General features: G+C 63.4%; 10 protein-coding genes. 6 read left to right on the top strand and 4 right to left on the bottom strand.

The annotated features are described in order from the left end of the window. Positions 1–19: 19 nt before the first annotated feature. From tssH to RTQ83_RS13280, 6 genes are all read left to right on the top strand, one after another. The gene (gene tssH / locus RTQ83_RS13305; protein WP_312515225.1) at positions 20–2,680 is read left to right on the top strand and encodes a type VI secretion system ATPase TssH; all 2,661 of its coding nucleotides are present in this window, start codon (positions 20–22) and stop codon (positions 2,678–2,680) included. Positions 2,681–2,731: 51 nt separating this feature from the next. Beyond that, positions 2,732–3,298 (top strand): contractile injection system protein, VgrG/Pvc8 family, encoded by a 567-nt coding sequence (locus RTQ83_RS13300; RefSeq protein WP_312515222.1) that lies wholly within the window; start codon positions 2,732–2,734, stop codon positions 3,296–3,298. Further along, the gene (locus RTQ83_RS13295) at positions 3,298–5,820 is read left to right on the top strand and encodes a type VI secretion system tip protein TssI/VgrG (RefSeq protein WP_312515219.1); all 2,523 of its coding nucleotides are present in this window, start codon (positions 3,298–3,300) and stop codon (positions 5,818–5,820) included. Before RTQ83_RS13300 ends, RTQ83_RS13295 begins: the two co-directional genes overlap by 1 nt. Continuing rightward, positions 5,820–7,445, top strand: coding sequence for a hypothetical protein (locus tag RTQ83_RS13290; RefSeq protein WP_312515216.1), 1,626 nt, complete (start codon positions 5,820–5,822; stop codon positions 7,443–7,445). The genes RTQ83_RS13295 and RTQ83_RS13290 overlap by 1 nt, the downstream gene beginning before the upstream one ends. A gap of 22 nt (positions 7,446–7,467) precedes the next feature. Further along, positions 7,468–8,469, top strand: coding sequence for a PoNe immunity protein domain-containing protein (locus tag RTQ83_RS13285; RefSeq protein ID WP_312515213.1), 1,002 nt, complete (start codon positions 7,468–7,470; stop codon positions 8,467–8,469). 399 nt (positions 8,470–8,868) lie between these two features. Then, on the top strand, positions 8,869–9,000 hold the full coding sequence (locus tag RTQ83_RS13280) for a hypothetical protein (protein WP_312515211.1): 132 nt from the start codon (positions 8,869–8,871) through the stop codon (positions 8,998–9,000). Between the two features lie 18 nt (positions 9,001–9,018). On the opposite strand, the gene tssA is transcribed toward RTQ83_RS13280, so the two are convergent. Genes tssA through tssM form a run of 4 tightly spaced genes read right to left on the bottom strand, consistent with a single transcriptional unit; the run spans position 9,019 to position 15,791 of the window. Further along, the gene (gene tssA, locus RTQ83_RS13275) at positions 9,019–10,071 is read right to left on the bottom strand and encodes a type VI secretion system protein TssA (protein ID WP_312515208.1); all 1,053 of its coding nucleotides are present in this window, start codon (positions 10,069–10,071) and stop codon (positions 9,019–9,021) included. 31 nt (positions 10,072–10,102) lie between these two features. Continuing rightward, positions 10,103–10,882 carry an OmpA family protein gene (locus RTQ83_RS13270; RefSeq protein WP_312515205.1) on the bottom strand — a complete coding sequence of 260 codons (780 nt, stop codon included), beginning with the start codon at positions 10,880–10,882 and terminating at the stop codon, positions 10,103–10,105. A gap of 2 nt (positions 10,883–10,884) precedes the next feature. Beyond that, a complete protein-coding gene (gene tagF / locus RTQ83_RS13265) occupies positions 10,885–11,868 on the bottom strand; it encodes a type VI secretion system-associated protein TagF (RefSeq protein ID WP_312515202.1) in 984 nt (327 codons plus the stop codon). Then, positions 11,865–15,791 carry a type VI secretion system membrane subunit TssM gene (gene tssM, locus RTQ83_RS13260; protein WP_312515363.1) on the bottom strand — a complete coding sequence of 1,309 codons (3,927 nt, stop codon included), beginning with the start codon at positions 15,789–15,791 and terminating at the stop codon, positions 11,865–11,867. Before tssM ends, tagF begins: the two co-directional genes overlap by 4 nt. Between the last annotated feature and the right edge of the window lie 46 nt (positions 15,792–15,837).

Here is a 15,837-nt window from a genome sequence, read left to right as displayed (position 1 = left end):
CAATAAGGACTCGCGCGCAATGAGCATCAACCTGAAGACGCTGATCGGCAAGCTCAATGACACCAGCCGCACCGCCGCCACGCGCGCGGCCAGCATTTGCGTGGGGCTGGGCCAATTCGAGGTCGACCTCGAACACCTGTTCCTGGCCCTGCTCGAGCAGCCGCAGAGCGACCTGGCCGTGGTCGCCCGCAAGAGCAACATCAGCCTGCCGATGCTGGAAGCCGACCTGCACGCCGAAGTGGCGCGCCTGAAGACCGGCAATACGCGCACGCCGGTGTTCTCGCCGCGCCTGCCGAAGCTGTTCGAGAACGCCTGGCTGATCGCTTCGCTCGACGTGCGCGCCGGCTTCGAGACCAGCATCCGCAGCGGCCACCTGCTGCTGGCGCTGTTGTCGGACAGCGAGCTGGCGCAGCTGGCGTACCGCGGCTCGAAGCTGTTCAACAAGATCAACGTCGATGAGCTCAAGCACAAGTTCGACCAGATGACCGAGGGCTCGCAAGAGGCGCGGTTGACGGCGGCATCAGAGAACGTGGAGCCGGAAGCGGGCGCCGACCCGGTCGGCGAACTGGCCGGGCAGGGCGCCTCGAAGACGCCGGCGCTGGACCAGTTCACGACGAACCTCACCGCGCGGGCGCGCGACGGCAAGGTCGATCCGGTGATCGGACGCGATGCGGAGATCCGCCAGGCGGTCGACATCCTGATGCGGCGGCGCCAGAACAACCCGATCCTGACCGGCGAGGCCGGCGTCGGCAAGACCGCCGTGGTGGAAGGGCTTGCCCTGCGCATCGCCCAGGACGACGTGCCGGACGTCTTGAAAGGCGTCGAGATCCACACGCTCGACATGGGCCTGCTGCAGGCCGGCGCCAGCATCAAAGGCGAGTTCGAGAACCGCCTCAAGAACGTGATCGACGAAGTCAAAAAGAGCCCGCATGCGATCATCCTGTTCATCGACGAGGCGCACACCATGATCGGCGCCGGCGGCACGGCCGGCCAGAACGACGCCGCCAACCTGCTCAAACCCGCGCTGGCGCGCGGCGAACTGCGCACCATCGCCGCCACCACCTGGGGCGAGTACAAGAAGTATTTCGAGAAGGACCCGGCGCTGGCGCGGCGCTTCCAGGTGATCAAGGTCGAAGAGCCGAGCGAGGAACTGGCCTGCGCCATGCTGCGCGCGATGGCGCCGCTGATGGAAAAGCATTTCAACGTGCGCGTGTATGACGAAGCGATCACCGAGGCGGTGCGCCTGTCGCACCGCTACATCTCCGGGCGGCAGCTGCCGGACAAGGCGATCAGCGTCCTGGACACCGCCTGCGCCAAGGTGGCGCTGGGCCAGAACGCGACCCCGGCCCTGATCGAGAACCTGGTCAAGCGCCTGGACCGCATCGACGCCGAGATCGCATCGCTGGAACGCGAGGAAAGCGGCGGCGGCAGCCACGCGGCGCGCCTGGATGAACTGCGCACGGCGCGCGCCAAGGCCAGCGACGAGCATGGCGCATTGTCAGCGCGCTGGGAAGTCGAAAAGGGCCTGACCGAAAAGATCCAGGCCGCGCGCGGCGAGCTGGAAGCGGCCAAGGCCGATGGCGCCAAGGGTGACGCTTCCGGCGTGCAGGCCATGATGAAAGAACTGCGCGAGCTGCAGGGCGAAGCGCCGATGGTGCCGGTGCAGGTCGACGGCCACGTGGTGGCCGAAATCGTCGCCGGCTGGACCGGTATCCCGCTCGGCAAGATGGTCAAGGACGAGATCAAGACGGTGCTCAAATTGAAGGACATGCTGGAAGAGCGTGTCCTGGGCCAGTCGCACGCGATCGAGGCGGTGGCCCAGCGCGTGCGCACCTCGCGCGCCAACCTCGATGATCCGGACAAGCCGAAGGGCGTGTTCCTGTTCGTCGGCCCATCCGGTATCGGCAAGACCGAGACCGCGCTGGCGTTGGCCGACGTGCTGTATGGCGGCGAGCGCAAACTCGTCACCATCAATATGAGCGAGTACCAGGAAGCGCACAGCGTGTCGGGCCTGAAAGGCTCGCCGCCAGGCTATGTCGGCTATGGCGAAGGCGGCGTGCTGACCGAAGCGGTGCGGCGCAATCCCTACAGCGTGGTGCTGCTCGACGAAGTCGAAAAGGCGCACCCCGATGTACTGGAACTGTTCTTCCAGGTGTTCGACAAGGGGGTGATGGACGACGCCGAAGGGCGCGAGATCGACTTCCGCAACACCATCATCATCCTGACCTCGAATGTGGCCTCGAGCACGATGATGGCGGCGTGCCTGAACAAGACGGCCGAAGAGATGCCGAGCCCGGAGGAGCTGGAACAGCAGATCCGCCCGCAGCTGATGAAGGCCTTCAAGCCGGCCTTCCTCGGCCGCCTGAAGGTGGTGCCGTACTACCCGATCCCGGACGACGTACTGGTGCGCATCATCGAACTCAAGCTGGGCAAAATCGCGCGTCGCATCGCGGTCAATCACAAGGCCGAGCTGACCTACGACGAGGCACTGGTGGAAGCGGTGCTGGCGCGCTGCACTGAGGTCGATTCGGGCGCGCGCAATGTCGACAATATCCTGAACGGCAGCCTGCTGCCGGAGATCGCGGAATCGGTGCTGGCGAATATGGCCGAGGGCAAGACGATCTCGAAGATCAAGGTCAGCGCCGACAAGAAGGGGCAGTTCAAGTACAGCGTGAAGTAAGCAGGCGGGCTGCCGTCGTTGGCGGCCCGCGCACATTCGAGCCCCGGCATCATGACGAATGCAAACACCAACCTGGCCGGCGCCGCGCTGGCGACGGCGGTCCAGGCCGCACTTGGCGGACAATACAGCCAGCACCGGCGCATCCTGACCCTGTCGAGCGGCGCCGGGCGCGACGCGCTGCTGGCCGAAAGTCTGCGCGCGAGCGAAGGCCTGAGCGAAGGCTTCCGCCTGCAGGTGACGGCGCTGTCGCTCGACGCCGCGATCTCCCTCAGGACGCTGATCGGGCAGCCGGTGCTGCTGCAGCTGGAAACCGCCGGCGCGCCACGCTTCTTCCACGGCCACGTGACGGGCGCCGAACAATCCGGCGCCAACGGCGGCTTCGCGCGCTACGTGCTGACGGTCGAACCCTGGACCCGATTCCTGGGCATGGGGCGCGACAGCCGCATCTTCCAGGACATGACGGTGCCCGACATCCTCGACGCCGTGTTCCGCGCCTACGATGGCAAGGGCCGCCTGGCGCCGGCCTGGCGCTTCGACCTGCAGGACCTCGACGCCTGCCCAAAACGCAGTGTCACCACCCAGTACCAGGAAAGCGACCTGGCCTTCGTCGAACACTGATGTTCGAAGAGGGATTGTTCTATTTCTTCGAGCACTCGGGCGACCCGGACAGCCCGTCGTTCGGCAGCCATACGCTGGTGATCGCCGACCACAATGGCGCCTTCGCGCCGAATGTCCAATCCGACGTGCGCTTCACGCAGCCGGGCGCGGTGATGCGCGAGGACAGTCTGGATCGCTGGCGCACCGAGTGGCGGGTGCAGACCGATGCCATCGAACTGGAAAGCTGGGATTACCGCAGCCGCTCGGTGCGCAGCGTCTCGAGCAGCGTCGGCGGCGATGCGTCGCTCACCAGCCGCGATCATCCGGGCGCGTACGCCTACTCGACCCGCAAGCAGGGCGAACGCATCGCCGAACACCAGCTGCAGGCGCTGCAGGCGCGCAAGCAGGTGCACGTCGGCGCCGGCACCGTGCGTACCCTGGCGCCGGGCACCACCTTCACACTGCAGGGGCACCCACGGTTTGCTGGCGGCGACTCGGCTGCCTTTACGGTGGTGCGCGCGCTGCATATGGCGCACAACAATCTGGATGCGGACGTCGACAATGCACTCACGCGCTTGTTGGGACAGTGTGCGCTGCGCCGGCAGAACGATGCCGACCTGGCTTCGAGCCTGCACGCGGTGGGACGTGGGACCGGACAACGGCCGGTGTACCGCAACCGCATCGACGCCATTCCGGCGAGCGTGCCGTACCGCGCCAGCGGCAGTGACGGCGACGGGCAGCTGCTGCATCCGCGTCCCCTCGCGCGCGGTCAGCAGACCGGAATCGTGGTCGGTCCGCAGGGCGCGGTGATCCACACCGACCGCGATCACCGCGTCAAGGTGCAGTTTCACTGGCAGCGCGGCGACGCCAGCCACAGCCGCCTGAACCATCCCGTGCCGGACGGCCAGACCGGCGCGCCGGGCGACGAGCGCGCCGGCACCTGGGTACGCGTGGCCACGCCGCTGGCGCCGGTGGCCGGGGTCAACTGGGGTAGTCACGCGCTGCCGCGGGTGGGGCAGGAAGTGCTGATCGACTTCCTCGATGGGAATATCGATCGGCCGGTGGTGATCGGGGCGGTTTATAACGGCGCGGGGGCGAAGGATGCGCAGCATAACCAGGTGGCGCAGGGGGCGGGGGCGGCGACCGGTAATGCGCCGGCGTGGTTCCCGGGGCAGGGTGGGGCGCATGCACATGCTGCAGCGCTATCAGGGCTGAAGAGCCAGGCACTGCAGGCAAGCGCGTCGGGTAGCGGTGCCTATAGCCAACTGGTATTCGACGACAGTCCCGGCCAGGCACGGGTCGCGCTGCAGCGCCACGCCGGACAGCATCAGGGCACCGACGAGCTGAACCTCGGTCACCTGCGCCATCAGAGCGATAACGCGCTGCAGGCGGCAGCGGGTTTCGGCGCCGAGTTCAAGACCGAGAACGCCGCCGCGCTCCGCGCCGGGCAAGGACTGTTGCTGTCGACTGACCGAATGTCAGTGGGCGCAGCGCAGCTGGACTCGACACAGGCCGAAATGCTGAACGAGCAGGCGGTGACGCTGTCGACGGAACTGGCAGCGCTGGCACACAAGCACAAAACGCAACTGCAAGGTGAGACGACGCCCGAGTCGCTTGCCGCAGTTGTCGGCCTGAAGCGCAGTATCGAGACGCTGCAGGCACGGGCGCAGACTGAGGCCGGCGCGGCTACCGAAGGCCCGGGGGTAGTGACCGCGTACGATCAGCCGCATTTGCAGTTGTCGAGTCCGTCTGGAATTGCGGCGTTGACGCCGACACACGCGGTCCTGAGCGCGGGGAACGTGACCGCGCTAACGGCCGACCATGATATCGACGTGGCATCGCAGGGCAATTCCTATCATGCAGTGCGCAGCGGAATTGGCCTGTTCACCTATGGGAAGGCAAGCAGTACGGTTAAACCGAACCAGGAAACGGGTATCCGGATGCACGCGGCCAGCGGCAAGGTCAGTAGTCAAAGCCAGAGCGCGGAGACGCGCATTACGGCTGACAAGGCGGTGACGGTCGCTAGCGTGACCAAGAGCGTGAATGTGGCGGCGCGAGAACATGTTCTCCTTGCAGCGCAGGGAGCGGCGTTGAAGCTTTTCGGCGGCAATATTGAGATTCACGGGCCGGGAACGATGGCCTTCAAGGCATCGATGAAAGAGCTGACGGGGCCGGAGGTTGTGCCAGCAGCGTTGCCCGCGCTTCCGAAAACAGGAAACATCAAGAATTTCGTAGAACTTAATCACCACTGGCCAGACTTGTCGCCTGTGGCTGGGGGCGCGTATCGAGCTGTGTTTTTCGATGGCACCGTCAGAGAAGGCATACTCGATGACAAGGGCTTTGCTCGCCTAGAAAATATTCCACCTGGGCCAGTACGAGTTTACTACGGTGAAGATCCACGCCCCTACGTGCCTCCGGCACTTGAGGATCTGGAAGGAGTTTCCCTTGGTGCTATTCAGGAGGAGTTAAAAAAACTCGGATACGACACTGATGTAGATGGTATCGAATACTTGCTAGATACATTATCTGGGAGAAATTTGTAATGACCACTGGGTCCGATCTGGATATGTTATCGACTGAGGAAAGTGAGAACGACCTCATAGCGATGGTTGAAGAAATCGGCACCGCAGTCGCAGCAGGCTTAGTGCCTGTCGTCGGACAGGCGATTAACGTTTATGACACCATTGAATGCCTGCTTGCCTTGCACAACAGTAAGGGCGTTGAAGCAGAGAATGAGGCGAAATTTGATCTTGTTTTAGCCATAGTGGGCTGGATTCCAGGCGCAGGAGGTGGCGTTAAAAAAACTATTCGTATAGTTAACAAAAACCCGGCACGTTACGCTCCTATCCTGTTCGATGTACTGAGGATGGTTTGCCTCAAGCTTAGTATCCGGACCAGCCCCGAGGTGTTGCTCGAAAAGTTGTTTGATGCGGCAGGGTTAATTGCTGTTCTCGGGGCAGTCCAATCGAGTGTTGAAAAATCATGGGCCTATGAGCAGCTACCGGTGGCAGGGCAGCAAGTTCTCTCGTCGACCTTGGGCACAGTGCGTTCGTCGCTCCCTGCCATGGTGACGCTGGTGACGATGAAGCTTACCAAATGGCGACGGGTGCAGCGCGATACTGCCTCGCGTAGCATAGGCTCACGAAAGACCGATCCTGCGTCGATCAAGCCAGCCGCCATTGATCCGCAGACGGCGAAAATGGGACACAATGCGCCTCATCAGGTTCCGTCCAACACGTCAGCAAATGCTGTGGTTGGTACATCCGCGTTGGCCGAGCTCACAAACGATGTCATTGGTATTCTGGGCGAGCACATTACTGACTACTTCTTGTACGAAGAGTTTGGCTGGGGAAAAGGATGGAACGCTCACGATAAAGGCACTAGCGGGGAATGGGAGTATATGCCAGGGAAACAGTTTCCAGGAAAGTTAAATGAGGCAACTAAGTTAAATCCGTTAGTTGCATTAAAGGCACATGGCGTGGGCATCGATGGCGTGTGGAAGGTTCAACTCGCAGATCCTCACAACGGAAATAAACCTTATGCAATCGTTGAATCTAAGGCATCATCAAACGCGGTTACCCCAAGGATCGCCTCTCGGAAGCCACAAGTCGCTGGGAAGTTGCTTTCCAATGCCAGGCGCCTGCGACAAGCAACTGCGGTTGCTACGGCACTACCGAAAACAGTGGATCTACTCGATCCGCCGACAGCAGACGCTGCAGCTAGTGCGGGTGCTCCCGCTGGAGGAGGTCTGCCGGGTGGGCAATCTGCCAGGGCGCGAAGAGGGCAGCAGGCTAGACAGCGGTCCAATGGCAATTCGTCTGCGGGATCATCTACGAAGAGTTCTCCCGGCGAAACACCTATCGTTCAGATGAGCCGCAGGTGGATCAGCAAGAACATCGCTGCTGCCGTAAAAGATATGCAGATTGGTTTCGAATTCCGCGATCGTGGTCATCGCATATACTCTCGCCATCTGTTTTACACCCCATTCTACCTGCCAGCCGCAGCCGAGCATGCATTAGCGCTGAAATCGGCAGAAAGCTCGGCCGCGGTATTGCATACCAGTCACCAAAATCATGCAATTCCGAGCACTCACCGTCACGATGAGAAAGAGGTCAAGGAAGCGGTAAATGCGAAACTGAAAGCCCTGAAGCGAGCGCAAGAAATTTGAGATTAAACACCTTGATTATTGAATGCATATGGAATTCCATAATAAACGGCGGCAACAATTCCTCAGCGAGGCAGCTTATGTCTCGACTACAAAATTCTTCAAAGAGGTCGCCGCGCCGGGCTATTTAAAGTCTCTTTCAAGGTCGGATTTCGACGCAGAGGATAAGGCCCGTGTCGCTGATGCTTACGCGGACGAGACGTTCGCTGATTATTTGCTGAGATACACGGCGGGGGAGCCGATCGCGATCTTGCGGGATGAGCTCGACTTCGTGGTTTCCGCATATGAAAACGCAACGCATTTTGTGAGGTTATACGAAAAAAATGAGAGTTTCCCGGCACTAAGGTTCGTTGAAATAGATGAATACGAGCGCGTCCTCCAAATGATCGGATTGTGTTTTTTAATGCATCGTAGAGATTTGTTGCCTCGTGTCGCGGCTATGTTCGATCCTGCGTTTTCCGACAAGGATACGCTTTATGAAGATATGCTTTCATTCGACTTGAAAGATAGGTTTGAACTGGATCGTTGGTATCATGATATTCCATATCGTGATCTTATCAACACGATGTATCGTGATACAGATGAGGAAAGTCTCGCCGACTTTGAACGCTATTTTAAAGGATGGTACAAATCTTTCAAAAAAGCACCATGGCATGATAGCCACCTCAGTATCAACGAAAATACCTGCGCAGGCTATTTTGGATACTGGGCGATTGAAGCAGCTGCGCTCGTATATTTGATGGAGTTTGATGACAGTGCTTTTCGCGAAAATATCGTTTATCCCAAGGATCTGGTTGATTTCGCCAAAAAGATGGAACTGACGTTTAAGTCAGCACAAGAATCTCCTGAGCGCACACATAGCCCAGTTAAAGGTGGTCTGCGTGCTCCGGAAACAGGTTACTGGACTACGCCCGCGGGTCAAGGAAGCTTAAAATTTTTCAATAAAGGAGACATCATGCCGAACTTTGACAACTCACCATATGGTGAAACCATCTGGCAGTGGAGCGATAATCAATCCATGGAATAACGCTGGGAGAGATACAGACTGAGAAGATTAAGCTGTTAAGATGAATGCCGATGCCGATGCCGATGCCGATAAGTGAACGAAAAGTTATCGTCGCAATGGTTGGCCGTTGCTTTTTAATTGGTCATTTTAAGTCGGCATCCCATTTTCCGATCGTGCCAAGGGTTACTGGAGCGACGAGCGCGAACTTGTCTTTCGAACCCATGACGGCCGGCGTCTGTGCCTGTTCAGGGTTGAAGCGGATGGCGCGTTGACCGACCTGGCGCCGGATCTGCAGGTGCAGCTCGAACCTGCGACCTATGGCGATGGCCGCGAGATGCAGGGCATTAGCGCGTTGAGCCTCCGTGATCCGTTCCAGGCACGCTGTACGAGATCACCTATGACTCGCTCGCCTATGCCAGGATGTTCGGCATCGCCAGCATGTTGGCCTTCATTCCCGATGAAGAGCTGGGCGACTTTGACTTCTTTGTCGGCACCAAGCGCGCCGTCGACGAGCTCAGGAAGACCGCCGGCCGAGCACCCATGGCCGACTAACGGCCACCCAGGGACGCATCAATCGTTGCGCCGCTGCACCCCCAGCAACTCCTCGATGTGCGCCATGGTCGCATCGTCCTTGACCACCGAGCGCAGCCAGTCGTGCAGGTTCTGCTCGCCCGCGTCGGCGGCCTTGTCGGCGAAGTAGGAGACCGGGCTGTGCGGCTCGGTGCGGCGGAAGAACTCCGCCACCGCGCGCAATTGTGCCAGCGCCTGGGCGCGGGTCTGGATCGCACCGGGTGGCCCGGCAGGGATGATCGGCGCCGCGTGGCCTGCCGGGTCGGCCTGGCCCGGATCCTGAGCCGCCGTGACGGCCTCGCTGGCGGCAACAGCCGGGACGGCAGCAGCGGCCGCAGGCATCATGCGCTGCAAGTCCAGCAGCGCATCGCGCGCCGCCGAGAACCCCGGGCTGTCGTGCCCCAGCCGCTCGTCGGCCACCGTCTCCAGCTCCTTCAACGCATCCAGGCACAGCTGCACATCCGCAGCAAACGCGGCCACGAACGCTGGCGAGTTATTGCGCCGCGCCGCTTCCAGGTCCGCCAGCTTCGGCCCGGGCCCGGCGCCATCCCCATTCCCCGCCGCCTGTTTGCGCGCCGTCTCGAAATCGATTGTCGAATAGCTCCCCTGCCGTCCGTCGGTCAGCGGGATCTCGCGCGTCAGCGAGGGAATGCGCGCCAGGATCCAGCTCAGGTTGCCGATGCGCTGGTCTTGGTCGTCGCCATCCGACTCCGGATACAGGCCGACGTCCCAGTAATCCTGGCAGAGTCCTGCCAGCGTGCGCAGGCCTTCGCCCAGCGCGCGCAGGCCGTCGGTCTTGGCGCCGGCTTCGGCCAGCCAGACCGCCAGCCGCAGGTCCTTGCTTTTCTCCTGCAGCAGGGCGGCGCAGCGGCGCACCACGAAATTCCAGTCAGCTTCCTTGAGTTCGGTGATCCATTCGCCTTGCTCGAGCGACGGATCGTCGAAGCGGCGCGCCTCGGCAATCGCGTCGAGCTCGGGCGAAAACGCCAGGTCGTCGCCCGCCGGCGAAGTCGGGCTGATCGGTTCGAGAAGTTCTTCTGCGGTAAAGGTCATGAAATCGGCCCGTGAGTGTTATTGAGCGAATTTATTGTGCAATTCGGAATTCGATGCGGCGGTTGCGCGCGCGTCCGTCCGGCGTGGCATTGCTGGCGACCGGGCGGTCCGAACCCTGGCCGAGCGTGGTGAACATGTCGGGGCTCAGGCCCTTGCCGGTGAAATAGGTCTTCACCGCTTCGGCGCGCGCCTGGCTCAGGCTCTGGTTGGCCGCCTTCAGCCCCTGGTTGTCGGTGTGGCCGATGATCTCGATCTTGCGGCCCTGCAGCTTCTGGATCGCGGCCGCCATCTGATCCAGGATCGCCTGGCCGGTCGGGGTGAGCGTCGCCTTGCCACTGTCGAATTCGACGATGCGGTTCGCCAGCGCACTATCCAGGATGCCCTGTTCGGCGGCGGCCACACGCAAGCCGTTGTTGACGACATAGGTCGGATTGAGGCTGGTGGCGAAGTCGCTGGCGATCTTCTGGCGCTGCGCCTCGTTCGCTACTTCGCCGCGCACGCTGACGGTGCTGCCATCGATCTTGAGCTGGCCGCGCGAGATGGTCTTCAGTTGCGGCGTGATCAGCTTCTGGACGTAAGCGTTCCAGTTGGCCGGCTGCGCCACCTGGCCGACCGCGATCTGGTCGACCACCTTGTCGGCGCCATACACCTCGATCAGGCGCGCCAGCACCGCGGCCTTGGTGGCTTCGTCGGGGACGGTGCCGCTGGCCAGCACCTGGCCCGGCTGCGGCGTGGCGGCGGTCTGAGCGATCGCGGGAACGGCGGCGCCGAGGCAGGCGGACATCAATAAAAGGGTCAGGACTACACGCATGGTCAGGTTCCAATGAAGGCGGCGCGCAGCGAGTCGCCGGCCGATTTGAGAGAAAGGGCGCCTTGCGCCAGATAGGTCGACACCTTCTTGATCGCATAGTCGGCGCCGACCTGGTCTTCGACCCAGTCGAGCTGGTCGAAGCCGATGTGGTGCTCGAGCCCGACCTGCGGGTCCATGATCGCCTGCAGTGTCTGCGCCGAGGCGCCGCTGAAGCCGAGCACCAGCACCGGCCGCTCTTCCTGCCGGGTGATGAACACCGACAGCTCGAAGTCGGCGCGCATCAGGAACGGCGCGATCAGCTGCATCCAGAAGGTCGCCACCATGCGCCGGTTGTGCGGCTCGTACGGCAGCGGCAGCACCAGGCTTTTTTCCAGGCGGCTGGAGCTGGTGGCCATCACCGGCTGCAGCAGCAGGCCGAGCGCCAGCAGGATCTGGCGCGTCGAGCCTTCGAAATTCGGGTGGGCCAGCATCGCGTCCAGCGCGCCGACCGTCTGGTGTTCGAGAAAATCGTCGAAGGCGGCGGCGCTGAGCGGGTCTTCCGAATCGAACTCGACCGTCGCGGTGGCGGCGGCCTGCAGCGGCGCCACCGGATCGGGCGCGCGCATCACGTCCGCGCTCAGGGTTTCGAGGCGGTTCCACAACGGCCCCAGCATCAGCGGGCTGTTCGGCACGAAGGCGGCGGGCGCGGCGATCGGCATGGTGCTCATCAACAGGAATGGAAAGCGCCTGCCGGACTGGTCTGTGCTGGCCACCAGGTGGCCGGCCACGGCGCGGCCGCGGCGCGGGCCGATGAAGGCGAAATGGATCGGCGCCAGCGCGTCGTAGTTGCGCTTCCAGCGCGCGTCGGCACTGAGCAGGTCGATTGCCTGCGCCAGCCAGGCGTCGAGCATGCTGCTCAGCGCTGCGTTCTCGCTCGCCTTGACGAAGTCGGCCCGGGTCGGAATCTTGCCGAAATAGCCGATCGGGATCGCGACCGGTCGACTCATGGCTTGCTCCCCGCCGGCGCGGCGGCGCCAGCGGCGTTGGTGGCTGCGCTGGTGGCAACAGTGGCGGTGGCGCTGGCCGGCGTCGGCGGCGCCGACACCGCCACCACGTCCGGCAGGCGCATGCGGCGGAAGCCCGCGGCGGCGCCCGGCGGCGGGGCGGCGGCCTTGGTCGTGCCGACGATCTTCAGGTTGGCGCGTACCGCCACGCCGCTGTTTTCCCAGCTCAGCTCGAACACGCCGTTGTCGCGCCGGGTGCGCTTGGCGGCGTCGATCATCTTCTTCAGGCCGAAGTGGCCCATTTCGTTGAGCAGCACCACGGTGCGGCCTTCCGGCGTGATGGCGGTGATGCGCGAGCCCGGCACGCCGCGCGGGTTCGGCCACACCATCTGCACGAACGGCTGCGGCTGGCCGCGCCAGCGCAGCGCCTGGCCATCGATCTCGATGGTGAACTCGGTGGCCCCGGTCGCGCCCAGCGCCTGCACGTCGAAGCGGGTCTGGGCTTCGCCGGCGCCGGCGTTGGCGGCCACGCCGCCGGCCGACAGCGGCGCGATCCAGCTCGGGAAGCTGCTCACCACGCCCGGCGCGAGGTTAATGCCCATATTCGCCCAGGTCTTGGCGCTGATCACGTCGCCACGGCGCACCACCAGCGGCCCGATGGTGGTGTTGAAGTACTTGGCGATCGCGCCTTCCGGGCCGAAGATCTGGCCGATCTCGGCGTCGGTGGCTTCCACCGCCGATTCGCCGGCGAAAGGATATTTGACGGCCAGCGTGCGCTGGAATGGTTCCAGCACCTGGGCCGCCCACACCTTGTTGATCTCGGCTTCGGTCGGGCGCACGATCACCGAGAAGGTCTGCATCAGCGGACGCACCAGCAACGGCCGGATGGCTTGCTTCTGGGCGTCGGTCATGCCGACCAGCATCTGCTCGTCGACATATTTCAGCGCATCGGCCAGTTCCGAACCCGAGCCGTCCAGCGTCTGCTGCATGAACTGCTTGGCGCCGGGGCCGGTGTCGCCCTGGTTCTTGATTTGGTTGAAGCGCGCGCGCAGCTTGGACAGCATGTCCATATAGCCCTTCATCAGGGTCGCACCCTGGTCGCGGCTCACCACCAGGCGCGCCACGCCCGAGAATTCGCGGCCCACCGGGCCCATCGGGATGGCGGCGGCGTTCTTGTTGGTCGTGTCGAGCTTGACTTCCACCACCGCCGGCTTCTGGCGCAGGATGGTTTCCTTGAACCAGCCCAGTGCGCCGCGCTGGGCGCGCTGCAGGCCGGCATCGACCAGCGACGGGTTGTCCCACGAGGTTTCCTCGTACACCGTCTTGATCAGCTTGTCGATCGGCGAGGCTTCCGGGTCGCCCAGGCGGTTCATGGCAGACGCCGCCTGGTCGAAGCCGTTGAGGTCGCGAATGCTGACGCCCTGGATGAACTTCTGCCACTGCTCGGCGTACTCGTTCTTGTACAGCTCGACCAGCGCTTTCTGGATCTGCTCCGGGCTGCCTTCCAGCGTCAGGTCGTCGCTGGCTGCGGTTTTCAGCACCCAGTCGGTGCTCTGCAGCTCGCGGTTGGCGGCGTCGCGGAAGGCGCCCTGGATGTAGCTCGACCACGCTTCGCGGGTGAAGGTGCCGGGGATGGCGTAGCTGCCGACCACCAGTTCCTTGTCGGCGTCGCCCACCACGCGCGCCACCGTCATCGAGGCGAAGCGGGTGGCGGCGCGCGCCTTGACGTCGGCGTACACGCGCTCGCGCGCCGGCATGCCGCGCACCACGCGGCGCAGGTTGTCGCGGGTCTGGTCGACCAGCGCCAGTTTGCCTTCGATGGTGGGCCAGGCCGGGTCGTTCATCTGGCTCAGGTAGAACGAGATCATGCGCTCGGCGCTGCGGATCATCTGCTCGCGCGTCATGGTGCCGCGGTTGCTGTCGAGCCAGACGCGCCAGAAGCGGGTCAACTGGTCGTTCAGGTGGCTGGCTTCGGCGCGCGATTTGTCGCTTAGCATCAAGTAAGTCTTGAGCGCGTTGTAGGCGTCTTCGACGTTGCCCGGGTTGGCGTCCTTGAATTGCAGGGCGCCGAAGTTGACGGCGGCGGCCGGCAGCGGACCGGCGCTGTTGGTGGTCGTGGCCGGCAAGCCCGGCACTGCGACAGCCTGGGCGGCACCGGCGACCGGCACCGGTGCGACGCCGCCGGCCGGGGTGACAGGCGCAGCACTTACCCCGGTCGCTCCCGACTGCGGCGGCGCCGAAATCGGCTGCAACTGCGCCGCGCCGGCGTTGACTTCACCCAGGAAGGCTTCCAGCGACTGGCCGACCGGCTTGAGCATCACTTCCTTGAGGCCGGCAAAATATTCCTGGCGCAGTTTCTGCTCCAGCATCTCGCCCTGGTACAGGCCCAGGCCGAGCGCCAGCGGACGGTCGTCGCGGTAGCCTTCGAGCTGCTCGATGCGGTCCTGCAGGATTTCCAGCGCCTCGAAGCGCGAGGCCAGGTCGAGGCGCTGCTCCTGCACCTTGACCGCCTGGTCGAGGTCGGCCTGGACATTGGCCACCAGCTGGCGGTTGGCCAGGTACGACCAGCTCCAGCCGCCCAGCGCCAGGCCGGCCAGCGCCACCACCGCGAAGAAGGTCACGTAGCGGGCGCGCGTCTTGGCCGGGCTGGCGTACTGCGCCACCAGGTCCTTGTCGGCGAAGATCACTTTACGGAACAGGTTCAGCAGGAAGTAGCCGTGCTGCTCCTGCACCTGCGACTGCGAAGCGGGTGCCAGCTGCAGGTCGAAGCGGTGCGCCACCCGTTCGGACGAGGCCGACACCGTTTCGCCTTCCTGCACCGCGCTGGTGAAGTAGAAGCCGCGGAACACCGGCTTGAACTGGAACGGATTCTCTTCGAACAGGGTGGCGATGAAGGTGCGCAGCGAGCCCTTGATCGAGCTGAATTCGAGCGGGAAGGTGAACACGCCCGGCGGCATGTTCTGGCGCCACTGCAGCGCCATGTTGGCCATGCTCAGTTCCTTGAGGCCGTCGTACAGCTCGTCGAAGCGGGCGTCGAACTGCTGCAGCACGTCTTCCTTCGAGCTGGTCTGGCTGTAGGGAAGAGTAGCGCCCCATACCTTGTCGCGGTCGCCGCGTTCGGCGTCCTGGAAGAACTCGTTGAAGCCGGTGATCAGGTCGGCCTTGGTGAACACCACGTACACCGGCGCATGCACTTCCAGGCGCTCGGTCAGTTCCTGCACGCGCTGGCGCAGATTCTTGGCCAGGTTGATCGCGAACTCGGGCCGGTTGCCGGTCAGTTCGGCGATGCTGACCGCGATGATGATGCCGTTGATCGGCGCGCGCTTGCGGTATTTCTTCAGCAGGTCGAGGAAGCCCAGCCACTCGCCGCGGTCTTCCTCGCTCACCGAGTAGCGCCCGGCGGTGTCGAGCAGGATGCCGTCGGTGGTGAAGAACCAGTCGCAGTTGCGGGTGCCGCCCACGCCCTGCACGATCTTGCTGTCGGCGAACGGGAACTGCAGGCCGGAGCTGGCGATCGCGGTGCTCTTGCCGGCCGCCGGGTTGCCGATCACCATATACCAGGGCAGCTCGTACAGGGCGGCGTCGCCCGACAGCTGGCCCAGCTTGGAGGTCTTGATGGTGCCGATCGCTTCGACCATGCGCTTGCGGATCAGCTCATTCTCGTCGCGCTGGGCGGCGCTGGCGCCGGGCGTGGCCGCCTGCTGCTCGAGCATGCCGCCGAAGGCTGCACCCGAGCGCTTGTGCTTGTAGCGGCGCCATAGCCAGGTGCCGCCGTACAGCAGCACGGCGCCGAGCAGCAGCGCGCCGGCCCACCAGTAGGAAATGTCGAACACGGCGGCGCCGATCAGGAGCGCCACGGCGAGCGCGGCGAATCCGATGGCGGCCAGGCTGAAGCGGGCGGTGAGGAATTGCCAGAATCGTTGCATCATAGAAGAATGGACCCGATGGGGTGCGAGACGGACGAAGGTTGAG

Source organism: Massilia sp. (assembly GCF_031995545.1).
GTDB lineage: Bacteria > Pseudomonadota > Gammaproteobacteria > Burkholderiales > Burkholderiaceae_D > Telluria.
This window is presented reverse-complemented; position numbering and strand designations above follow the sequence as displayed.